The 20,504-nt window shown below is 66.8% G+C and carries 21 protein-coding genes; 15 read left to right on the top strand and 6 right to left on the bottom strand.

Annotated features, from left to right (window positions below; all coding sequences use genetic code 11):
• Window positions 1–73: 73 nt before the first annotated feature.
• The gene (gene gyrA / locus FHR04_RS10840; protein WP_139403215.1) at window positions 74–2,524 is read right to left on the bottom strand and encodes a DNA gyrase subunit A; all 2,451 of its coding nucleotides are present in this window, start codon (window positions 2,522–2,524) and stop codon (window positions 74–76) included.
• 225 nt (window positions 2,525–2,749) lie between these two features.
• Between gyrA and FHR04_RS10835 the strand changes: the two genes are divergently transcribed.
• The 5 genes from FHR04_RS10835 to FHR04_RS10815 all read left to right on the top strand — a co-directional run bounded on the left by FHR04_RS10835 (window position 2,750) and on the right by FHR04_RS10815 (window position 5,305).
• Window positions 2,750–3,427 (top strand): tyrosine-protein phosphatase, encoded by a 678-nt coding sequence (locus FHR04_RS10835; protein WP_139403213.1) that lies wholly within the window; start codon window positions 2,750–2,752, stop codon window positions 3,425–3,427.
• Between the two features lie 125 nt (window positions 3,428–3,552).
• Window positions 3,553–3,903 (top strand): roadblock/LC7 domain-containing protein, encoded by a 351-nt coding sequence (locus tag FHR04_RS10830; RefSeq protein ID WP_039682975.1) that lies wholly within the window; start codon window positions 3,553–3,555, stop codon window positions 3,901–3,903.
• Complete coding sequence (locus FHR04_RS10825; protein WP_039682977.1) at window positions 3,900–4,241, top strand: roadblock/LC7 domain-containing protein; 342 nt, start codon at window positions 3,900–3,902, stop codon at window positions 4,239–4,241. Before FHR04_RS10830 ends, FHR04_RS10825 begins: the two co-directional genes overlap by 4 nt.
• Complete coding sequence (locus FHR04_RS10820; RefSeq protein WP_039682979.1) at window positions 4,238–4,558, top strand: roadblock/LC7 domain-containing protein; 321 nt, start codon at window positions 4,238–4,240, stop codon at window positions 4,556–4,558. The genes FHR04_RS10825 and FHR04_RS10820 overlap by 4 nt, the downstream gene beginning before the upstream one ends.
• A 168-nt stretch (window positions 4,559–4,726) precedes the next feature.
• On the top strand, window positions 4,727–5,305 hold the full coding sequence (locus FHR04_RS10815; RefSeq protein WP_139403210.1) for an RBBP9/YdeN family alpha/beta hydrolase: 579 nt from the start codon (window positions 4,727–4,729) through the stop codon (window positions 5,303–5,305).
• A gap of 72 nt (window positions 5,306–5,377) precedes the next feature.
• On the opposite strand, the gene trxA is transcribed toward FHR04_RS10815, so the two are convergent.
• Window positions 5,378–5,737, bottom strand: a complete 360-nt coding sequence (gene trxA / locus FHR04_RS10810) for a thioredoxin (protein WP_170213923.1) — start codon at window positions 5,735–5,737, stop codon at window positions 5,378–5,380.
• Window positions 5,738–5,865: 128 nt separating this feature from the next.
• Here trxA and FHR04_RS10805 point away from each other — a divergent pair, with 128 nt between their 5' ends.
• The 6 genes from FHR04_RS10805 to FHR04_RS10780 all read left to right on the top strand — a co-directional run bounded on the left by FHR04_RS10805 (window position 5,866) and on the right by FHR04_RS10780 (window position 11,873).
• Entirely contained in the window at window positions 5,866–6,201 is a 336-nt protein-coding gene (locus FHR04_RS10805; protein ID WP_139403204.1) for a DUF309 domain-containing protein, read from the top strand.
• Between the two features lie 131 nt (window positions 6,202–6,332).
• Complete coding sequence (locus tag FHR04_RS10800) at window positions 6,333–6,953, top strand: LabA-like NYN domain-containing protein (protein WP_039682987.1); 621 nt, start codon at window positions 6,333–6,335, stop codon at window positions 6,951–6,953.
• The gene (plsX, locus tag FHR04_RS10795) at window positions 6,943–8,025 is read left to right on the top strand and encodes a phosphate acyltransferase PlsX (RefSeq protein ID WP_139403201.1); all 1,083 of its coding nucleotides are present in this window, start codon (window positions 6,943–6,945) and stop codon (window positions 8,023–8,025) included. Before FHR04_RS10800 ends, plsX begins: the two co-directional genes overlap by 11 nt.
• A gap of 172 nt (window positions 8,026–8,197) precedes the next feature.
• Window positions 8,198–9,994 carry a circularly permuted type 2 ATP-grasp protein gene (locus FHR04_RS10790; protein WP_139403198.1) on the top strand — a complete coding sequence of 599 codons (1,797 nt, stop codon included), beginning with the start codon at window positions 8,198–8,200 and terminating at the stop codon, window positions 9,992–9,994.
• On the top strand, window positions 9,994–10,950 hold the full coding sequence (locus FHR04_RS10785; RefSeq protein WP_039682989.1) for an alpha-E domain-containing protein: 957 nt from the start codon (window positions 9,994–9,996) through the stop codon (window positions 10,948–10,950). The genes FHR04_RS10790 and FHR04_RS10785 overlap by 1 nt, the downstream gene beginning before the upstream one ends.
• A gap of 98 nt (window positions 10,951–11,048) precedes the next feature.
• Entirely contained in the window at window positions 11,049–11,873 is an 825-nt protein-coding gene (locus tag FHR04_RS10780) for a transglutaminase family protein (RefSeq protein WP_039682991.1), read from the top strand.
• Window positions 11,874–11,941: 68 nt separating this feature from the next.
• Here the strand turns inward: FHR04_RS10780 and FHR04_RS10775 are convergent, their stop codons facing one another.
• Window positions 11,942–12,487, bottom strand: coding sequence for a YIP1 family protein (locus tag FHR04_RS10775; RefSeq protein ID WP_249039084.1), 546 nt, complete (start codon window positions 12,485–12,487; stop codon window positions 11,942–11,944).
• Window positions 12,488–12,668: 181 nt separating this feature from the next.
• Between FHR04_RS10775 and FHR04_RS10770 the strand changes: the two genes are divergently transcribed.
• The 4 genes from FHR04_RS10770 to FHR04_RS10755 all read left to right on the top strand — a co-directional run bounded on the left by FHR04_RS10770 (window position 12,669) and on the right by FHR04_RS10755 (window position 17,210).
• Entirely contained in the window at window positions 12,669–13,478 is an 810-nt protein-coding gene (locus FHR04_RS10770) for an SDR family NAD(P)-dependent oxidoreductase (protein ID WP_139403195.1), read from the top strand.
• Between the two features lie 60 nt (window positions 13,479–13,538).
• The gene (era, locus tag FHR04_RS10765; RefSeq protein WP_081994934.1) at window positions 13,539–14,540 is read left to right on the top strand and encodes a GTPase Era; all 1,002 of its coding nucleotides are present in this window, start codon (window positions 13,539–13,541) and stop codon (window positions 14,538–14,540) included.
• Window positions 14,541–14,813: 273 nt separating this feature from the next.
• Entirely contained in the window at window positions 14,814–15,536 is a 723-nt protein-coding gene (locus tag FHR04_RS21185) for a c-type cytochrome (RefSeq protein WP_211344191.1), read from the top strand.
• A 93-nt stretch (window positions 15,537–15,629) separates the two neighbouring features.
• On the top strand, window positions 15,630–17,210 hold the full coding sequence (locus tag FHR04_RS10755) for a flavin monoamine oxidase family protein (RefSeq protein WP_039682997.1): 1,581 nt from the start codon (window positions 15,630–15,632) through the stop codon (window positions 17,208–17,210).
• Window positions 17,211–17,271: 61 nt separating this feature from the next.
• On the opposite strand, the gene recA is transcribed toward FHR04_RS10755, so the two are convergent.
• Genes recA through FHR04_RS10740 form a run of 3 tightly spaced genes read right to left on the bottom strand, consistent with a single transcriptional unit; the run spans window position 17,272 to window position 20,479 of the window.
• Window positions 17,272–18,363 (bottom strand): recombinase RecA, encoded by a 1,092-nt coding sequence (gene recA / locus FHR04_RS10750; protein ID WP_039682999.1) that lies wholly within the window; start codon window positions 18,361–18,363, stop codon window positions 17,272–17,274.
• A complete protein-coding gene (gene thpR, locus FHR04_RS10745; RefSeq protein ID WP_139403192.1) occupies window positions 18,360–19,277 on the bottom strand; it encodes an RNA 2',3'-cyclic phosphodiesterase in 918 nt (305 codons plus the stop codon). Before thpR ends, recA begins: the two co-directional genes overlap by 4 nt.
• Window positions 19,274–20,479 carry a CinA family nicotinamide mononucleotide deamidase-related protein gene (locus FHR04_RS10740; protein ID WP_139403189.1) on the bottom strand — a complete coding sequence of 402 codons (1,206 nt, stop codon included), beginning with the start codon at window positions 20,477–20,479 and terminating at the stop codon, window positions 19,274–19,276. Before FHR04_RS10740 ends, thpR begins: the two co-directional genes overlap by 4 nt.
• Window positions 20,480–20,504 lie beyond the last annotated feature (25 nt).

The following is a 20,504-nucleotide window of genomic DNA, read 5'->3' as shown; positions in this document are numbered from 1 at the left end:
AGAAACCCCGGACGCGTGTTCTACCGTCCCTATGTAAATTGGGGGTTAACTCCCCAAGTTCACAGGCTGTCGATCAGACCTCATCCTCGCGGCGGATCGGGAAGGCGCTGATCACGCTGTCCTTGTCGCCGATGTTGATGACCTTGACGCCCTGCGCGTTGCGTCCGGTCACGCGCACTTCCTCCACGCGGGTGCGGATGACCGTGCCCTTCTCGGTCAGCACCATCAGTTCCTCGTCACCGGCCACGCGGGCCAGGGTGACCAGCTTGCCGGTCTTGTCGGTCACGTCCAGCGTGATCACGCCCATGCCGCCGCGACCCTTGGCCGGGTAGTCGCCCACCGGGGTGCGCTTGCCCAGCCCACACTCGCTGACCGACAGCAGTTCGCTGGTGTCGTCGCCGCCGGGCACCAAGGCCATGCTGACCACCGCGTCCCCCTCTCCATCAACACTGCCGCCCTCACGCAACCGGATGCCGATGACGCCCTGGGTGGCGCGGCCGGTGTCGCGCACCTCGCCGCTCTGGAAGCGCATGGCCTTGCCGTTGCGCGTGGCCAGCACCACATGGTCATCGTCCTGCACGATGCCGACGCCGATCAGCTCGTCGCCGTTCTGGAGGTTGATGGCAATCAGTCCGGCGGAAGTGATGTTGCCGTAGTCCGTAATCAGGGTCTTCTTGACCACGCCCTTGCGGGTGGCGAAGATAAAGCAGCCCTTTTCCTCGAAGCTCTTCACGCTCAGCACGCTGGCGATGTTCTCGTCGTCGCGCAGGCCCGGCAGCAGGTTGCGGATGTGCGTGCCCTTGGCGTCACGGCCCGCTTCCGGCAGGTCGTAGATCTTCTCGTGGAACACGCGGCCCTGATCGGTGAAGAACAGCAGGAAGTCGTGCGTGCTGCCCACAAAGACGCGGGTGTTGATGTCCTCTTCCCGCAGCTTGCCGCCCGAGGCCCCGCGTCCGCCGCGCTTCTGCTCGCGGTACGAGGTCAGGTTGGTGCGCTTGAGGTACCCGGCCTTGGTCATGGTGATGACCATGTCCTCGACGGCGATCAGGTCTTCCTTGGAGATGTCGTCTTCCAGAATGGAAATCGTGCTGCGCCGCTCGTCGCCGTAGCGGTCGCGGATGTCGCGGATTTCCTTCTTGATCTCGCGCCACAGCAGCTTCTCGTCGCCCAGGATCGAGCGCAGGCGGGCGATGGTGACGCTCAGCTCGTCGTATTCGGCCTGGATTTTCTCGCGCTCCAGCCCCACCAGGCGCTGCAGGCGCATGTCCAGAATCGCCTGCGCCTGAATCTCGGACAGGGTAAAGCGCTGCATCAGGGCGTCGCGCGCCTCGGCGCTGGTGTTGCTGGCGCGGATGCGGGCGATCACCTCGTCGATGTCGTCCAGCGCCTTGAGCAGCCCTTCCAAGATGTGGGCGCGTTCCTCGGCCTTTTTGAGGTCATAGGCGGTGCGGCGCGTCACCACGTCCTGACGGTGGGCCAGGAAGTAACGCATGGTGTCCACCAGGGGCAGCACGCGCGGCTCGCCGTTCACGATGCTCAGGTTGATCACGGTGAAGGTGCCCTGAAGCTGGGTGTACTTGTACAGCTGGTTCAGCACCAGCGTCGGGATTGCGCCGCGCTTGAGTTCGATCACCACGCGCACCGGGTCCTTGCGGTCCGACTCGTCGCGCAGGGCCGAGATATCAGGAATCTTGCCGGCCTTGTACATCGCCGAAATCGTCTGGATCAGGTTGGTCTTGTTCACCTGATACGGAATCTCCGAGATGATGATTTGGTTGCGGCCGTTCTTTTCCTCGATGCGGGCCTTGCCGCGCACCTTCAGACCCGAGTGCCCGGTGGCGTAGGCCTCGCGGATGCCCATCTTGCTGATGCGCCCGCCGGTGGGGAAGTCCGGCCCCTGAACGTGTTCCATCATCTCGTCGAGGGAGATCTCCGGCTTGTCGATCATCGCCAGCAGGCCGTTGCTGATCTCGGTCAGGTTGTGCGGCGGAATGTTGGTCGCCATGCCCACGGCGATGCCGGTGGCCCCGTTGATCAGCAGGTTGGGCACCGCCGAGGGCAGCACGCTGGGTTCGACGGTGGTCTCGTCGTAGTTGGGCTTGTTGTCCACCGTCTCTTTTTCGAGGTCGGCCAGCACTTCCTCGGCCACCTTGGTCATGCGGGCCTCGGTGTAGCGCATGGCGGCGGGCGGGTCGCCGTCGATGCTGCCGAAGTTGCCCTGAGGGTGAACGAGGGGGTAGCGGATGTTCCACCACTGACCCAGGCGCACCATCGCGTCGTAGATGCTGGAGTCGCCGTGCGGGTGGTACTTCTTCATCACCTCGCCCACCACCGAGGCGGACTTGGCGTGCTTCTGGTTGCTGTACAGGCCCTCGAGCATCATGGCGTACATGATCCGGCGCTGCACCGGCTTGAGACCGTCGCGCACGTCGGGCAACGCGCGGTCCACGATCACGTTCATGGCGTAATTGATAAAGTTGGTCTTGACTTCGCTGGTGATGTCAACAGGATGAATTCCAGTCATGTGGCTCCAGTCGGGGCGGCGAGTGATCCGCCCGGCAATGTGGGGTGATGGAGGCCTGGCGCGGCTGCCAGGAGTGAAACGATTCTAGCACATTATGCTGCTGACGTAATGAAAATCGCTCCGCCGAAGGGCTTCCCTCAATAGACCTATTGTACCCGAAAATGTCGGCAAGGACGGTGATTCACCTCGCCTCACGGCTTGCGGTCAGACGGGCATTCTTGAGGGATGCCAAGACCGCCCGAAGGTGCACTGAACTTCCGCCGTCCTCTGCCCGGCCTGTACCGGAGTGGCAATCTCAGCCGTTTAAGGGAGCAGGGGAGAGGCGAGCTGCTGGCCCTGGGGCTGAGCCGCATCCTCGACTTGCGGACGCGGGCCGAACGGGAGCGAGACGCGCCGCCGTTTCTGGGGCGAACGGAATATTTGAACCTGTCCCTGCTGCCGTATCGTGTCCACGCACTGAACGAGGCCACACAGGCTGGAAGCAATGCGGTCTACTCCACCGCTCTGCTGGAACACGGTGCCAACAACATCGTGGGCATTCTGGGGGCATTGTTGGACGCCCCGCCCGGCCCGGTACTGATCCATTGCCATGCCGGAAAAGACCGCACCGGGCTGATCGCCGCGCTGTGTCTGGAACTGGCAGGCTTCAGCCGCAATGAGATCGCCGCCGATTATGTCGCCACCGGGCCGGAGCTGGTGGACTTTTACGCCCGGATGCGAGCGCGCAAAACGCCGGAACAGTGGACGCGCCTTTCACCATTCATCCCCACTGTCGCGGACGACATTCTGCTCCCTCTGGCACATCTGGATGCGGTCTGGGGCGGCGCTGGGCCGTATCTGGCCGCCTACGGCTTCTCAGATGCGGAACAGGCGACATTGGGCGGCAGGCTGCTGCAGGTCTGAACGACTGGTGAGGTTCCCGAACGCTGAAGTCCCACTGTGGACACGCCACGCTCTCAGACATTTGCACGCCTTGAGGCGGAATTTGTGCATGATTTGAAAGGAAGCGTCCCTATCATGGATTCAGAATGCTTGCTCACCTCACCCAACTGGTCAAGGACGTGGACGGCGCGTGGGCGGCGGCCATCGGTGGGCTCGACGGCCTGCTGATCGAGGGCCACGCCATCACCGACACGGACCTCAACCTGCTGATCGCCGAACACGCCGGACTGCTTCAGGCGTCCGCCAACGCCTACACGCAGACCCTGAACGCCGGGCAGCCCCGCGAGCTGTACCTGCGCGGCGAACGCCTGAGCGTGTACCTGCAGCCCATCCGCACCGACTACTTTCTGCTGCTGGCCCTGGACGCCCGCAGCAATCTGGGCCAGGCCCGCCTGTACAGCCGCGAGGCTGCTCGCAAGCTGGAGGGGACGCTGTGAAACTCGACACCCTGACCAACATTCCCGGTGTCATCGCCAGCGCGCTGGTGGGGCCGGATGGCCTGCCCATCGAGTCCAACGGGGACGGCGGCGAGGTGCTGGCCGCCGAGCTGGCCGCCCTGCGAACGGGACTGGACCGCATGGGCCGCCGCCTGGGGTCCGGCGAGGTCACCCGGTTGGCGTTTACCAGTGACCGCATCGAGGTGGTGGCGCTGGCGGTGGGCGACTGGATGTTGGGCGCCGCGCTGGTCCGCAGCAGCGATACCCGCAGCGCCCAGCAGGCCCTGGCCCGGCTGGCCCACGAGGTCGACAGCCTGCCGCGCGTGGACCGCTCGTGATCGCGGCGCTGCTGGAGGTGCGCGGGGTGCGGCACGCCCTGCTGGTGGGCCACGCGGGCGAGGTGGTTGCCCAGGCAGGCGTCGAGGAGGGCCAGCTCAGCGGCGACGTGGGTCTGGTGGCCGCCGGACGCGCGGTGATCGGCAGCCTGCAAAGCCAGATGGGCAGCGAGTCCTGGCAGGAGATGGTGCTGGACGTGGACAGCGGTCCGGTGCTGCTGACCCCCCACGGCGATCAGGTGCTGCTGACCGCCTTCGACGACGTGTCCAACCTGGGCCGCGTGCGTTTTGCCGTGCGGAAGTTGCTGGGCCTGACCTGACCATCCGGGTGTCGGTGCGTCGCACAGGGGAGGAGCCCTCAATCTCAGTTTCCCAGGCCCCCGCCACCTGCTGGGGCTTTTGACGTTCAGCGCGGAGCTGGCGCGGCCACCGGGTTCCAGGGAGCAGGAAGTCTCACAGGGCGGCAGCTGCCTGCTACGCTTTGCCCCATGACCCCCACCCTGATCATCGTGCCTGGCCTGGGCGACAGCGGCCCACAGCACTGGCAGACGCTGTGGCAGCACAAGTTCGGTGCCGAGCGGGTGCGGCAGGATGATCCCGAAACGCCGGTACCCGACGTCTGGGCCGCCCGCCTGCACGAGGTCATCGAGGCCACGCCGGGCGATCTGGTGCTGATTGCGCATTCGGCAGGCGTGGCGACAGTGGTGCACTGGGCGCGGCTGTCTGCCGGTGAGGACCGCGAACGGGTGCGCGGCGCGCTGCTGGTGGCCCCCGCCGATCCGGAGGAACCGGACGTGGCACGGCGGCATCCTGAACTGCTGGCCCTGGCCCCGCTGCCCCTGGAGGTGCTGCCCTTTCCGGCCCTGCTGGTCTATAGCGAGAACGATCCGTACTGCACGCCGGAGCGGGCCGAGGCGCTGGCCGACGCCTGGGGTGCCGCGGCCGTGTCGGCGGGCGAGGCGGGTCACATCAACGTGGACAGCGGTCATGGGGAGTGGGCCGACGGCGAGATCCTCCTGAGCGAGGCCCTGCACGCCTGGACCCCGCCTGCCGTCGTGCGGCTCTGAGCTGAGCCCCAGAACGCTGGAATAGCAAAAAGCCACCCGCAACCTGGGGTGGCTTTCGCTGGAATGTGGGTTTTAGTTGGCGCTGACGGCGGTGTTGCCGCTGGTTGCCTGCGCGGTGCCGATGTGCTTGTCCAGCAGGGTTTCAAAGGCCCGCTTGGGCTGCGCGCCCACCACACCTTCGACCGGCTGGCCGTCTTTGAACAGGATCAGCGTGGGAATGCTCATGACGCGGTACTGGCCCTGGGTCACGGGGTTCTCGTCCACATTGACCTTGCCGATCTTGACGCGGCCTTCGTACTGTCCAGCCAGTTCCTCGATCACGGGGGCAATGATGCGGCAGGGGCCGCACCACGGCGCCCAGAAGTCGACCAGGGTCAGGCCGCTGGCGATCTCGTCATTAAAATTGGTATCGGTGAGTTCCAAAGGCTTCATATTGAAAACTATACGCTTCCTGACGGTAGAGCGGATTTGCCGGGTATGGGCAGGCGCTAAGGCGTCATTCATGCGTGGTGGCAAGGCCCACGTTCCGGCCCGGCCGCCGGGAAGGGGTAGGCTGAGGCATGTTCACAGCCGCCGATCAGCAGGCCTTTGAGGAGGGTGTGCGGCTCTTCGACTCGGGCCAGTGGTGGGAGGCCCACGAGGCCTGGGAGGGGCCGTGGCTCACCGCACAGGGACCGGACCGCGCTTTCCTGCAGGCGCTGATTCTGCTGGCGGCGGCCCTGCACCGACGCTGGCACTACGGCAGCCTGACCTACCGCAATTTCCACAAGGCCGTGAAGTACCTGGAGACCCTGCCGGACGAATACGGCGGCGTCCAGCTGGCCCATCTGCGCGCGGCGGTGTGGGACGCCCTGCACACGCCGGACGTCTTTCCCCGGATTCCACGCCAGCCTTGAAGGTCCTGCCGAGGAAAAAGCCCTGCCAATTGAGTGGACTGCACGGGTCCGCTATGCTGCCGCGATGCCGTGGCAACCGTGCCGGGCCGCACAATGCAGCAGATTGAAGCACGCGATCGGGAGAAACGAGTATGGAACAGACACCACGAATTGCACTTTTTATTGATGGGGCCAATGTCTACGCGGCGGCCAAACGGCTGGGCTGGAACTTCGATCACCGCAAGATTCTGGACCACTTCGCCGCGCAGGGCGTCCTCTACAACGCGTTTTATTACACCGCCGTGCCCCTGCCCATCGACGACAAGCAGCGCCGCTTCACCGACGCGCTGACCTACATGGGCTACACCGTCCGGACCCGCCCCCTGCGCGAGAGCACCGACGAGCACGGCGACCCGTCGCGCCGCGCCAGCCTGGACATCGAGATCGTCACGGACCTGCTGACCACCACCGGGCTGTACGACACCGCCGTGCTGCTGACCGGCGACGGCGATTTCGAGCGCCCAGTGGAAGTCCTGCGGGCGCGCGGCAAGCGGGTGATCGTCGCCAGCATTCCCGAGATGACCAGTTACGAACTGCGCAACGCCGCTGACCTGTACGTGGATCTGGGTGACCTGCGCGGCCAGATCGAGCGTCCCGGCTACCGCTTGCCCAGTGAACAGCGGGGCAGTGAGCAGCGCGGCCCGGAGGCCCGGACGGCGGAAACCCGGCCCTTCTACCTGACCGCCGCGCTGGCCGACAACGATGAGCGCTGAGGCCGGGACTTCGGCGGCCAGCCTGCCCATCGCGCTGGACGCGGCGGGCGGGGACCACGGTGCGGCGCCGAACGTCGAAGGCGCGGTGCTGGCGGCGCGGGCCGGAGTCCACGTCCTGCTGGTGGGAGAGCGCGTCGCCCTGCACGCCGAGCTGGGCAAGTTCCAGGGCAGCGCGGCTCTGCCCATCGAGATCGTGGACGCCCCCGACGTGATCGGCATGGACGAGCACGCCAGCGACGTGCGCAGCCGCACCGGCGCCAGCATCAACGTCTGCACCCGGCTGGTCCGGGAGGGTCATGCCGCCGCCGCCGTCAGCATGGGTCACAGCGGCGCGACCATGGCCTCGGCGCTGCTCACTTTCGGGCGCATCAAGGGCGTCGAGCGCCCGGCCATCCTGACCCATCTGCCCGCGCGCGGCGGCATGACCACGCTGCTGGACGCCGGGGCCAACGCGGACGTCAAGGCCAGTTACTTCGCGCAGTGGGCCAGGCTGGCCACCGTGTACCTGAAGGTGCTTGAGGACCAGGAAAACCCCACCGTGGGCCTGCTGTCCATCGGCGAGGAGGCCCATAAGGGCAGCGCCCTGGTGCTCGAAGCCCACGCCCTGCTGCGCGAGCTGCACGGGCGCGGCATCAACTTTCACGGCAACGTGGAGGGCCGCGACGTCTTTCTGGGCACCACCGACATCGTCGTCACCGACGGTTTCACCGGCAACGTGGTCCTCAAGCTGGCCGAGGGCGAGGCCAAGGTGATGTTCGGCTGGATCCGCGACGCCCTGAACAGCGGCCTGAAGAGCAAGGTGGGCGGCCTGCTGGTGCGCGGTTCCCTGCGCAGTCTGGCCGAGCGCATGGACCCCAGCACCTACGGGGCCAGCATCCTGATCGGCGTCCGGGGACTGGCCTTTATCGGTCATGGCAGCGCCGATGCCACCGCCGTCAAGAACGCCCTGCTGCGGGCCGCCCGTGCCCACGAGGGACGGCTGCTGCCGCGGCTGGAAGCGGCTTTCGGGGCGCAGGCGGCTTCCACCGCGCCCGTGGACGAAGTGAAGGGGACCGAACAGAAAGAGACATAGAGACTATAGAGGGGCGTCATCCGCCGCTCCGTTTCCGATGGGGGAAGTGCACGGCTGGGAAGGAGGATTCCCTCCCGTTTCTAAGGGGTTCACCTAGCCACGCCGTTCCGCATTCGCGTCATCAGCCGTTATGCTGCGGGCCATCATCAGCAGCACAAAGGGGGCAGGGCGCGTGAAATATGAGCCAGGCAACAGCTTTTTTGACGAGATGTACACCGCAGACGGCACGGTCAGGCCGCACTACCAGGGTCTGGAGCAGTACATCGACCTGCTGGGCGTCCCCGAATTCCAGCGGCGGCACGGCATGCTGGACCTGGCCTTCCGCAATCAGGGCATCACCTTCACCGTCTACGGCGATTCCAAAGGCACCGAGCGCACCTTTCCCTTCGATCCGGTGCCCCGGGTCATTCCGGCCTCCGAGTGGGCGCACGTTGAGGCGGGCCTGACCCAGCGCGTCCGGGCACTCAACCATTTCCTGAACGACATCTACGGCGAGGCGCAGATTCTCAATGACGGCGTCATTCCCAGCGAACTGGTCTATACCTCGGCGCACTTCCGGCGCGAGGTTCACGGGGTCACCCCGCCGGGCAAGCTGTACACCCACATCGTCGGCACGGACCTGATCCGTGACGAGAAGGGCGAATATCTGGTGCTGGAGGACAACCTGCGTTCGCCCAGCGGCGTGTCGTACCTGCTGTCCAACCGCGACGCCATGCGCCGCATCTACCCCCGGATGTTCGAGGGCCAGGGGGTGCGCTCGGTTCAGCACTACGCCACCTCGCTGCTCTCGCTGCTGCAGTCGGTCAGCCCACGCGACAACGGCACGGTGGTGGTCCTGACCCCCGGCATGTACAACAGCGCGTATTTCGAGCACGCCTACCTCGCGCAGCAGATGGGCGTGGAACTCGTCGAGGGCCGGGACCTGTTCGTGGACGCGGGCCGGGTCTGGATGCGGACCACCGGGGGCCGCCAGCAGGTGGACGTGATCTACCGCCGCATCGACGACGACTTTATCGATCCGCTGGCCTTCCGCCGCGACAGCGCGCTGGGGGTATCGGGGCTGATCGAGGTCTACCGCCAGGGCCGCGTCGCCATCGCCAACGCGGTGGGCACCGGGGTGGCCGACGACAAGGCCGTCTACGCCTACGTGCCGAACATGATCAAGTACTACCTGAACGAGGACCCGCTGCTGAATAACGTGCCCACCTTCCTGGGCACCGATCCGGACCACCTGGAGCACATCGTCGCCAACGCCGCCAGCATGGTGATCAAGGCGGTGGGGGAGGCCGGCGGCTACGGCATGCTGATCGGCCCCTCGGCCAGCGAGGAGGAGGTGGCGGAATTCGTCGCCAAGGTCAAGGCCAACCCGCGCGATTTCATCGGGCAGCCGGTGGTGGGCCTGTCGCGCCACCCGACGTTCTATCCCGACAGCGGCGAGTTCGAGGGCGCGCACATCGACCTGCGCCCGTACATCCTGTGCGGCAAGGACGAGGTGACCATCGTGCCCGGCGGCCTGACCCGCGTGGCGCTGCGGCGCGGCAGTCTGGTGGTCAATTCCTCGCAGGGGGGCGGCAGCAAGGACACCTGGGTGCTGGACCACGACGGCCCGGTGGCCCCGCAGGGCCTGAACCAGATCATGCACGGCGACGGCCAGGGCCAGTCGCAGAGCCAGTTCCAGTCAGGCCCCGGGGTGGTGCCTGTCGATCTGCCGGTGCCCGACGACGTGGTTCTGGAGGTCATGCCGGAACCCGATGTCGTGTCGCCTGACCAGGGCACCGGGGATGGGCCGTCCAGTGCATTTGCCCAGAGCGGGGAGCTGCAGCAGGGTGAGGGGGGGGACGGCGCCCACCCCGGCCTGTCGCAGGAGCACCCGGGCAGCGGCTCTCAGGCGCAGCGGCAATCTCAATCGCAGGGCCAGATCTCCTACCAGCAGGAACTGGAGAAAAATGAGCTGGAGGGAGAGAACTGATGCTGCTGTTGTCCCGTCTGGCCGAGAACCTGTACTGGATCGGCCGTTACATGGAGCGCGCGGAAAACACCGCCCGTCTGCTGAACGTCAACTACTACGCGGGTCTGGAGGTCTCGGGCCGTGCCCGCGAGTACTGGACGCCGCTGCTGGAACTGACCGGCGGCGAGGCGCAGCTGCGGGCCAAGTATGGCCGCCTCGACGCCCGCAGCGTCAGCTCGTGGATGGCCTTTGACCGCGACAACCCGTCGAGCATCGCCAGCAGTCTGGCCCGTGCCCGCGAGAACGCCCGCGGCCTGCGCGACCGCATCCCCAGCGAGATGTGGGAGGCCCTGAACCGCTCGTACCTGACGCTGTGTTTCGAGAACGGCGACGTGCTGGACCGCGACGGCCTGTTCGAGTACTGCGCCGCCGCAAGGGACGCTTCTCAATTTTTCTTTGGCATCGCGTTCGCCACCCTGCCGCGCGACGAGGGCTGGTCCTTCATGCGGGCCGGGCAGACGCTGGAGCGCGGCGACAACACCCTGCGCGTGCTGCAAAGCCGGTTCAAGGATGCCGACGCCCTGGCCGCCCGCCAGGATCCGGCAGGCCGCGCCCTGCAGGACCAGCGCTGGGTCAGTGCCCTGAAGGGGGCCAGCGCCAACGAGGCGTACCGCAAGCGGGTTCACAGCGGCATCACGCCCATGGGGGTCACCGAGTTCCTGCTGCTGGACGACTACTTTCCGCGCAGCGTGCGCTACAGCGCCGTCAACCTGAACGACGCGCTGGAGCAGATCGACCGCTTCCATCCCGGCGTGCATCCGGAAATCCTGCGCCTGTCGCGCTGGCTGGTGGCCCGGCTGCAGTACGCCCATGTCGGCGACATCATCGAGAAGGAAGATCCCGGCATCGAGACGCTGCTGGAGGACTTCAACCGGGTGGGCGCGGCCATCAACCGAGCGTATTTCGAGGAGGAGTGAAGACGCTCCAGACTGCAAATTCGTCTGCCCTGCGCCGCTCCCGCTCCGCCGCGGCATGTCAGACTGCCCGGCAGAACCGTTAGAGGGTTCTCCCACTTATGCGCTGCGAAATCCGGCACACCACCGAGTACCACTACCCCAGGCCGGCCTGGAACTCCTTTAACCAGGTCCGGCTGCATCCCGCCGTCGAGACGCGCCAGAGCGTGCGGCTGTTTCACCTGAACGTGACCCCCGAGGCCGAGATCACCTCGCACCAGGATTACTTCGGGGCCATCGTCCACCACGTCCACGTCCACGAACACCACCGCCACCTGCTGATCGAGGCCCAGGCCATCGTGGACACCCACGCGGTTACGCTGCCGGTGGCGACGCCATTCAGCGAGCTGCGCCCGGAGCATGGGCGCAACGCCGAATTTCTGGTGCCCAGCCCACGGGTGCCCAGCGGGCGGTGGCCTGAACTGTTCGGCGTGGCCCGTCCCGGTCCCGGCGACGACCTGCCCGGTTTTCTGCTGGACCTGACCAGCCACCTGCGCCGCCGCTTCACCTATGATCCCAGCGCCACCGACGTGCGGACCCCGCTGGCCGAATTCGCCCAGACCGGACATGGCGTGTGCCAGGACTTCACGCACGCCATGCTGGGCATCACCCGGCAACTGGGGATTCCGGCCCGCTACGTCAGCGGCTATCTGTACAGCGGCGGCGAGATGCGCGGCGCGGAGGCCACCCACGCCTGGGTGGAATGCCTGATTCCCGGCTACGGCTGGCTGGGCTATGACCCCACCAACGACTGTCTGGCCCTGGAAAAGCACATCAAGATCGGCCACGGGCGCGAGTACAGCGACGTGTCCCCGGTGCGCGGCACGTACTTCGGCGGCGGCCAGGGCCAGTTGGACGTGGCCGTGCACGTCTACGGCGATCAGTAGCAGGCGCGGAAGGCAGCAGAAAGGGGGCAAATTCGAACTGACTTTGCCCCCTTTTCCTCGGTTTGCGCTTAGCTGCTCACGATATGGCCCACCAGGAACAGCCCACCCAGCACGGCGCCGACGGCGAAGTTGGCGATCCCGGCCAGCACCAGCGTGGCAATCGCGGGCACCTGTTCACGCAGGTTCATACTGCTCTGCACGGCCAGGTAGCCGAAGTAGATCATCACCAGACTGATCAGCACCGACACCAGCCAGCCCAGAATCGGGATGATCCCGATGATGGTGCCCAGAATGCTCAGCGGCACGAAGAACAGCGCGAAGGTGTAGGCGACTTCCGCGTAGGTGCCGGTGCCCTTGAACAGGCTGCCGCCGATCAGGTACACGGCCCCCGTGAAGATCAGGAACTGCACCGGAATGGTGATCAGGCGCGAGAACAGCTGCCCGAAGAAGGTCACGTCCGAGTGGAAGAACGAGAACAGGGCGGCGATCAGGGCCGAGACCACGGCCGCCACCATCACGTAGATGAAAGCGCTCTGGATGCCGCCGCGTTTCTCGTAGCGCTCGAACGTCGCCACGCTCGGCTGGGTGATCACGGCGGTACTCTGCGCGAACATATCCTGAAGACTGACTTCAGGGCCGGAAGTGACTGGTCCTCTCATGCCCTACAGTACGCGGAGAGTGTCATCTTCGTTTCTTTAATCAAGACTTAATGTTTGATGGGGTCACCGTAGATGCATGCGCGAAATTCTCGCCCGGCATGCGGTTTGCCGCTTACCAGCGCCTTACCCTCGGGATATGAACCTTCATGGCACACGCTCCACCGCCCTCGTCACCGGGGCCAGTGGCGGCATCGGCGAGGCGATGGCCCGTCAACTCGCGGCGCGCGGCGCCAATCTGATTCTGGTGGCCCGCAGCGCGGCCCGGCTGCAGACGCTGGTCGAAGAACTGGCCCAGCAACACGGCATTCGCGCTGAAGTGATCGCCACCGACCTGTCCGGCCCCGGCGCCGGCGAAAGTCTTCAGAACGAGGTCGAGGCGCGTGGCCTGCAGGTGGACCTGCTGGTCAACAATGCCGGCTTCGGGGGCTTCAGCGAATTCGCGCGGCAGGACGCCCAGGAGATCAGCGAGATGATCGCAGTGAATGTCACGGCGTTGACGGATCTCACGCGCCGCTTTCTGCCCGCCATGCTGCAGCGCGGACGGGGCCGGGTGCTGAATGTCGCCAGCACCGCAGGCTTCGTTCCCGGCCCGCTGATGGCGGTGTACTACGCCACCAAGGCCTACGTGCTGTCTTTCAGTGAAGCGGTCAACGAGGAACTGCGCGGCACCGGCCTGAGTGTCACGGCGCTGTGCCCCGGCCCGGTCGAGACCGGTTTTCAGGACGCGGCCACGCTGAACGAGAGCCGCCTGATGTCGGGCGTCACCCGGCTGGCGGTGCTGGACGTGGATACGGTGGCCCGCACCGGGGTAGAGGCCATGCTGCGCGGCCAGGGGGTGGCGGTGGCCGGACTGGCCAACAAGGTTCAGGTCTCGTCTTTCCGCCTGCTGCCCCGCTCTGTGGCCGCGCGGATCATCGCGGGCGTGCAGGCCCGGCGCGGGCCGTAGCCCGACTCCGCCTGCGCCGGCTTCCTTTTGCCCGCGCTCCGGCGTGAGACAATATCCGCGATGACTGATTCCTTCTTTCCACCCGATCCGGTCGAGGACGACTCCAGCGCCCACGCTGCCTCGCACGATGCCACCTCCCCCAGCTTTGGCGACCACGCCGCCGGGACCCAGGACACCCGCTCCGGCTTCGTGGCGATTGTCGGCAAGCCCAACGTGGGCAAGAGCACGCTGCTCAACTCGTTCCTGAACACCAAGGTGGCGCCCACCAGCCCGCGCCCGCAGACCACCCGGCGCGGCGTGCGCGGCATCTACACCACCGATACGCAGCAGATCGTTTTCGTGGACACGCCGGGGCTGCACAAGGCCAAGGACGCCCTGGGCAAGTACATGAACCAGGAGGTTCACAGCGCCCTGAGCGACGTGGACGCCATCCTGTGGGTGGTGGACCTACGCCACCCGCCCGGCGACGAGGACAAACTGGTGGCCCGTCAGGTGCGTGACCTGCCCAAGCCGCTGTTCTTGGTGGGCAACAAGCTGGACGTGTCCAAGTACCCTGAAGAGGCCATGAAGCTGTACCGCGCCCTGCTGGACGGGCGCACCGCCCAGACCGGCGAAACCATGCTCAGCGCGCAGAACCAGCCCGAGGCGGTCTCTACCCTGCGCGAGCAGGTGCTGGACGTGCTGCCCGAAAACCCCTTTTTCTACCCGCGCGGCGCCGCCAGCGACCAGACCCGCGAGATGTGGGCCGCCGAAATCATCCGCGAGGAGGCCATGAAGAAGCTGCGCGACGAGCTGCCCTACGCGGTGGCCACCCGCGTTAACCGCTGGACCGAGCGTGAGGACGGCCTGCAGCGCATCGAGGGCGAGATCGTCGTGGAGAAGAACGCCCACAAGGGCATGGTGATCGGCGCGGGCGGCAAGCAGCTGCGCGAGATCGGACAGGCGGCGCGCAAGCAGCTGGAAATCTTCCTGAACCGCAAGGTCTTTCTGGGCCTGGAAGTCATCGTGATCAACGGCTGGCGCGAGGATCCGGAAGCGCTGCGGGAACTGGGCTACGAGTAGAGCCTGAGCACGCCTGCACGCCCAATCCAGACTCTTCTCCCCCCGCCAGTCTCCTGCTGGTGGGGATTTTGATTGCTGCTGCGGAACCACCGCCTCCGGCTCATTTGTCTCCAGGGTCAGTTTCAGCTCGTGGGCTGTGCCCTTTCCTGCTGCCGAAGACCCAATCTCTGGTGAAGGGAACGGTCCCGCCGCTCATCCCGCACCTGCGCTGTGTGGGCCAGGATACAGTGACCGGATATTCGCCTTGAATTGTGCGTCTGGGAGGGGTTCTTTATGGGAGATTACAGTTCGGCACCGTCCAAGGGCTTCGTCTGGGGTGCGGTCATCGCGACGTTGATCGTGGTGGCGGTGCTTGCTTTCATCTTTAAGGTGGTGACGCCGGCCGGGCCAGCCGCCAGCGCGCCTGAGCAGACAAGGGCCACGCCGGCAGCGTCCGCTCCGGCCAGCCCCACGGCTCCGGCCACCGACACGGCGGCGGACGCGCCTGTGGGAACGGACACGGCTTCAGCGGACACAGAGGCGGCGGCCACCACCGCCTCTGCCCCGGATCAGGCTCAGGCGGGCAGCGACACGCCGACCACCGCGCCGGATCAGGACCGCGCCGATGAGGGCGGCACCGCCCAGGCCGCTGCTTCCGAGGAAACGCAGATGGCGCAGGTGGCCTTTACCGGCGACACTGGCGCGGCGCTGTACGTGCAGGCCTGCCAGAGCTGCCACATGCCGGAGGGCCGCGGGGCCAAGGGCGCGGGCCAGTACCCGGCGCTGGCGAACAACGAGCGCGCCACCAGCACGCCCTACGTGACTTCCCTGATTCTGAACGGCAACGGCGGCATGCCCAGCTTCGGGCACTACCTGAACGACGAGCAGATCGCCCAGATCGTCAACTACGTGCGCGGCGACCTGAACGGTCAGGACAGCGACGTGAAGCCGCAGGAGATCAAACAGCTGCGCCCCGAAAATCCCGATTACCTGATCTTCGGCGAGAGCGCAGGCTAATTCCAGGGCAAGCACGGCCCCGCCACGCCAGACGTGTGGAGGGCGCGCTTCCGCTTTTTAAGATTCACGTTCAGCACAGGGGGAGAGACGCACATGAGCGAGATCAACCGCAGGAGTTTTCTGGAAATGGTGGGCATGGTGGGCGGCGGCACGGCCCTGTATCAGGTGATGACCAGCATGGGACTGGCGCAGGCCTCGCCGCAGAAGATGCCCGACCTGCAGGGCGGGGGCCAGGGCAAGAGCGTCCTGATTCTGGGCGCGGGGCTGGCGGGCATGGCCAGTGCCTACGAGCTGAGAAAAGCCGGCTACGACGTCAAGGTTCTGGAGTACAACGCCAGGGCGGGAGGCCGCTGCTGGACGCTGCGCGGCGGCGACGAGTACACCGAACTCGGCGGCTTCAAGCAGAAGGTTGGCTTTGACCGGGGCCTGTACCTCAACCCCGGCCCGTGGCGCGTTCCCTACCACCACTACGCGTACATGAACTACGCCCGCGAGTTCGGCATCAAGCTGGAGGTCTTTCCGCAGGTCAACTTCAACGCCTATATCCACCGCAAGGGCGGCAATGGTCAGGCGGGCACCAAGGTGCGCCTGCGCGAGCCGATGGTGGACATGCAGGGCCACGTGTCCGAGCTGCTGTCGAAGGCGGTGGCGGCGGGCAATGATCTGGACACGGGCGTGACCGGCGAGGACCGCGAAAAGCTGATGGACTCGCTGCGCGGCTGGGGCTTTCTGGACAAGAACGGCCGCTACAGCAAGGGTCTGGCGACCAGCGCGGCGCGCGGCTACGACGAGGACCCCGGCGCGCGGCTGCAGCCCGGCAAGCCGTCCACGCCGCTGACCCTCAAGCAGATTCTGGATGACCGGCTGTGGACCGATCTGGCGACGGGGATGCTGTACGAGTTCCAGAGCACCATCTTCGAGCCGCAGGGCGGCATGGACGCGATGGCCCGCGCCTTCGAGTCGCGCCTGAAGCCCCTGATCACCTACCGCGCCCGCGTGACCGAACTCAGTCAGAACGATTCTGGCGTCACCGCCGTGTACGAGGATCTGGCGGGCGGCGGCACCCAGACCGTGCAGGCCGACTACTGCATCTGCACCATTCCGCTGTCGATTCTCAGTCAGCTCAAGTTGAAGGTGGGCGCGGAACTGGAGGCGGCCATCCGCAAGGTGCCGTACGCGCCGTCGTTCAAGGCAGGCATCCAGTACAAGCGGCGGTTCTGGGAGCAGGACGACGAGATTTTCGGCGGCATCACCTACACCGATCAGGAGATCCAGACCCTCTCCTACCCGGCCAATAACTACCTGTCCCAGGGCAAGGGTGTGGTGCTCAGCGCCTACATGTTCGGCCCCGACGCTGTGCGCTTCACGGGCATGAATCCAGCCGACCGCATGAAAGAGGTGCTGCGCCAGAACACCCAGATCCACCCGCAGGCGCAAAAGGAGTTCGACAACGGCGTCAGCGTGGGCTGGCACCGCGTGCCGTGGACGCTGGGCTGTTACGGCCTGTACACCGACGAGACCCGCAAGAACGCGTACCCGGTGCTGTGCGCCCGGCATGGCCGCCTGATGCTGGCGGGCGAGCACACCTCGTACTGGAACGGCTGGCAGGAGGGCGCGCTGCTGGCCGCCACCACCGCCGTCGAGGAAATGCACGCCTTCGCGATGAAGAGCTGACCCGGCACGGCACGAGAACGCCCCGGCCTTTAATCTGGCCGGGGCGTTCTTTTGTGCGCGGTTACTCTGCCAGCGCGACAATCTTCTCTTCGGCGGGTGGCGCGGCCTTCTCGGAGGCGCCGCCGCTGCGGATGCTGGCCATCACGCGGTCACGGATCTCCTGCTCCACGGCGGGACGCTCGGCGATGTAGGCGATGGCTTTCTCCTTGCCCTGGCCGATGCGTTCGTCGCCGTAGCTGTAGAAGCTGCCCGCTTTCTTGATGATGTCCATATCGGCGGCCAGGCCCACCAGATCGGCCACCTGATCAAAGCCCTTGCCGTAGACCAGCGCCAGTTCCACTTCCTTGAACGGCGCGGCCACCTTGTTCTTGACGGTCTTGACCTTGACGGTGTTCGCCACGGCGTCGTTGCCCACCTTGATGGGCTGGCCGATCTTGCGGACGTCCAACCTGACGCTGGAATAGAACTTCAGCGCGCGGCCCCCGGTGGTGGTTTCGGGGTTGCCGTACATCACGCCGATCTTCTCGCGCACCTGGTTGATGAAGATGGCGGCGGTGCCGGTCTTGGACAGGATCGCGGTCAGCTTGCGCAGCGCCTGGCTCATCAGTCGGGCCTGCAGGCCGGGCAGGCTGTCGCCCATCTCGCCCTCGATCTCGGCGCGCGGCGTCAGGGCGGCCACGCTGTCCACCACCACCACGTCGATGGCGCCCGAGCGCACCAGCAGTTCCATGATTTCCAGCGCCTGCTCGCCGTTGTCGGGCTGAGACACCAGCAGTTCGTCGGTGTTGCAGCCCAGCGCGCGGGCGTAGACCGGATCGAGGGCGTGCTCGGCGTCAATAAAGGCACAGGTGCCGCCGGCCTTCTGGGCCTGGGCCACGATGCTCAGGGCCAGGGTGGTCTTGCCGCCGGATTCGGGGCCGTAGATCTCGGTCACGCGCCCACGCGGAATGCCGCCCACGCCCAGCGCCAGATCCAGGCTCAGGCTGCCGGTGGACACCACCTGCACGTCCAGCTTGCTCTCGGCGCCCAGCTTCATGATGCTGCCCTTGCCGAAGGCCTTCTCGATCTGGCTCATGGCCGTCTCGATGGCCTTGGCGCGCTCCTTGCTGTCGCTGGGGGCGGCGGTGATTTCTTTTGGATTCTCTTTGCTCATGACGGCTCCTGTGCTTCTGGTGATGGTGCGGGAGAGGGCGAATTGGCGTCGGGGTGGTGGGTTGAATGGGGGGAATCTTCGCCCGGCGGCGCGGCGGGCTGGCTCTGCGCGGGCGCCTGAAAGCGGAAGGTACCCACCTGCTCGTACACCGGCCCGGTTTTTTGCAGGTGAGAGCGCTGCAGGGTGGCCCCGCCCGCCGTCCAGCCCAGATCGAACAGCAGCGGCGGCAGTCGCGGCGCCGGCCCCTTCTTGCGCGCCAGGGTGATGTGGGCCTTGAAGCTCAGCTCCTCGGTCTCGATGCCCAGCGCCTGCACCCCGGCCCGCAGGGCGGCGGCCAGCTCGTCGAGGCCCTCGGCCTCCACCTTGACGAACCACACGCGCGGGCTGCCCTCGTTGGGGAAGTAGCCGGTGCCGCGCAGCCGGACGTCCAGCGGCCCCAGCGTCTGCGTCAGGCGGGTGCCCAGCGCTTTCAGCTCGGCCACGCGGGCCAGGGGCACCGAGGGCAGGTAGCACAGCGTGACGTGCATCTGCTCGCGCGTGGTGATGCGCCAGTTGCCCTTGAGTTTGCGCTGCGCCTCCGACAGCGGCCCGGTGACGGATGCCGGGACGTTCAGGGCGTAGAAGAAGCGTCCGGTGGTGGGCGTGTGCTGTTCGGGCGCAACCCTGCCCCGGCGCCCCCCTGCGGACTGGTGTTCCTGGCGCCGCCTGAACTCCGCCGAGGCCTTCTGTTCCTGGGCCTGGCGGGGCACGTCGGCGCTCGCCTGGGTCTGCTGGCCCGGCTGAACGGGTGCCTGGGTGGCCTGGGCAGGAGCGGCGGGCAGGGCGTCTTCCCGCCTGAGCCTCAGGGCGACGTCCAGATCGGAGGCACGCGTTTTTTCCGGTTTGGCTCTGGCCTGTGTTTTCCGGATTTTCATGCCAGTTCACCCCCCGCCCGCAGCGCCCGGTAGGCCAGCGCCAGCGCGGTCACGGCGGCCCGCTCGCGGATCTGCGCGGCGTCGCCGGGCCAGTTGACGCCCACGGCCTTGTGGCCCTTTTCGCTGCTGATCGCGGCGTAGGCCTGCCCCGCGTTCTCGCCGCCCACGCCCACCACCACCGCCAGACCTACGTCCGCGCCCAGGTGTTCGCGTGCCCCGGCGGCCAGTTCCAGCGCGGCCCCCTCGCTGACCAGCCCGGCGTCGCGCAGGGTCACCGGGGTCAGGCCCAGGGTGATCAGGCGGGCGTGATCCTGGGTCACGGCGGCGTCCAGAAAGCCCGCCTCGTCGGCCAGCAGGCCGCACAGCGCGCCCGCACTGCCCGCCTCGATCACGCCCAGACTGCGGCCCGAGAGGGCGGTGCCCAGCGCCCCGGCCAGCGTCTGCGCGTCCTCGCCCCACGTCCAGCGCGACAGCAGGGCGCGCACCGTTTCCAGCAGCGGGGCCAGCAGGGCGCGGGCCTCGGCCTCGGTCTCGGCGCTGGCGGCCACCCGCACGTCCACGCCGGTCTTGCGGGCGTAGGTGCCGACGCTGGGGTTGGCACTCTGGGTCAGCCCGGCCAGCAGCTCGGCCACGTTGCTCTCGCCGATGCCCTGGGTGTGAACCGTGGTGGAGACCAGCGCGTGATCGGGCAGCGGCAGGCGCGGCAGCACCTGTTCGCGCCACATCCGCTGCATCTCGCGCGGCGGGCCGGGCAGGGCCACCACGAACTTGCCCCCCGTTCGGACGAACCAGCCCGGCGCGGTGCCCACCGGATTGGGCAGGGCCTCGGCGCTGGGAATCAGCCACGTCTGCTTGCGGTTGACCCCCGGCATCTCGCGCCCACGGGCGGCGTACAGCCCTTCCAGCCAGGCCAGCAGTTCCGCATCCTCGGCGGGCGTCTCGCCCAGCGCGTCGGCAATGGACTCGCGGGTCAGGTCATCGTCGGTTGGCCCCAGCCCGCCACCCAGAATCACCAGATCGGCGCGCGACAGGGCCAGCGTGATGGCCTCGCTGACGCGTCCCAGGTTGTCGCCCAGCACCGTCTTGCGGTGCAGGATGACGCCCCGGGCGCCCAGTTCGCGCGCCAAGAAGGCCGCATTGCTGTCGACGATCTCGCCGAACAGCAGCTCCGTCCCTACGCTGATGATTTCTGCTAGCAACATAACAACACCGCCGAAGTATAGGCGA

The sequence above is a fragment of the Deinococcus radiopugnans ATCC 19172 genome, assembly GCF_006335125.1.
Taxonomy (GTDB): domain Bacteria; phylum Deinococcota; class Deinococci; order Deinococcales; family Deinococcaceae; genus Deinococcus; species Deinococcus radiopugnans.
Note: the sequence above shows the minus strand (reverse complement) of the source record. Positions and strands in the feature narration are given on the sequence as shown.

Excerpts from the sequence above, each read along its gene's own strand:
- gyrA (WP_139403215.1), bottom strand. The coding sequence starts at position 2,524 with ATGACTGGAATTCATCCTGTTGACATCACCAGCGAAGTCAAGACCAAC.
- FHR04_RS10835 (WP_139403213.1), top strand. The coding sequence starts at position 2,750 with ATGCCAAGACCGCCCGAAGGTGCACTGAACTTCCGCCGTCCTCTGCCC.
- FHR04_RS10830 (WP_039682975.1), top strand. The coding sequence starts at position 3,553 with ATGCTTGCTCACCTCACCCAACTGGTCAAGGACGTGGACGGCGCGTGG.
- FHR04_RS10815 (WP_139403210.1), top strand. The coding sequence starts at position 4,727 with ATGACCCCCACCCTGATCATCGTGCCTGGCCTGGGCGACAGCGGCCCA.
- trxA (WP_170213923.1), bottom strand. The coding sequence starts at position 5,737 with ATGAAGCCTTTGGAACTCACCGATACCAATTTTAATGACGAGATCGCC.
- FHR04_RS10805 (WP_139403204.1), top strand. The coding sequence starts at position 5,866 with ATGTTCACAGCCGCCGATCAGCAGGCCTTTGAGGAGGGTGTGCGGCTC.
- FHR04_RS10800 (WP_039682987.1), top strand. The coding sequence starts at position 6,333 with ATGGAACAGACACCACGAATTGCACTTTTTATTGATGGGGCCAATGTC.
- plsX (WP_139403201.1), top strand. The coding sequence starts at position 6,943 with ATGAGCGCTGAGGCCGGGACTTCGGCGGCCAGCCTGCCCATCGCGCTG.
- FHR04_RS10785 (WP_039682989.1), top strand. The coding sequence starts at position 9,994 with ATGCTGCTGTTGTCCCGTCTGGCCGAGAACCTGTACTGGATCGGCCGT.
- FHR04_RS10780 (WP_039682991.1), top strand. The coding sequence starts at position 11,049 with ATGCGCTGCGAAATCCGGCACACCACCGAGTACCACTACCCCAGGCCG.
- FHR04_RS10775 (WP_249039084.1), bottom strand. The coding sequence starts at position 12,487 with ATGTTCGCGCAGAGTACCGCCGTGATCACCCAGCCGAGCGTGGCGACG.
- FHR04_RS10770 (WP_139403195.1), top strand. The coding sequence starts at position 12,669 with ATGAACCTTCATGGCACACGCTCCACCGCCCTCGTCACCGGGGCCAGT.
- era (WP_081994934.1), top strand. The coding sequence starts at position 13,539 with ATGACTGATTCCTTCTTTCCACCCGATCCGGTCGAGGACGACTCCAGC.
- FHR04_RS21185 (WP_211344191.1), top strand. The coding sequence starts at position 14,814 with ATGGGAGATTACAGTTCGGCACCGTCCAAGGGCTTCGTCTGGGGTGCG.
- FHR04_RS10755 (WP_039682997.1), top strand. The coding sequence starts at position 15,630 with ATGAGCGAGATCAACCGCAGGAGTTTTCTGGAAATGGTGGGCATGGTG.
- recA (WP_039682999.1), bottom strand. The coding sequence starts at position 18,363 with ATGAGCAAAGAGAATCCAAAAGAAATCACCGCCGCCCCCAGCGACAGC.
- thpR (WP_139403192.1), bottom strand. The coding sequence starts at position 19,277 with ATGAAAATCCGGAAAACACAGGCCAGAGCCAAACCGGAAAAAACGCGT.
- FHR04_RS10740 (WP_139403189.1), bottom strand. The coding sequence starts at position 20,479 with ATGTTGCTAGCAGAAATCATCAGCGTAGGGACGGAGCTGCTGTTCGGC.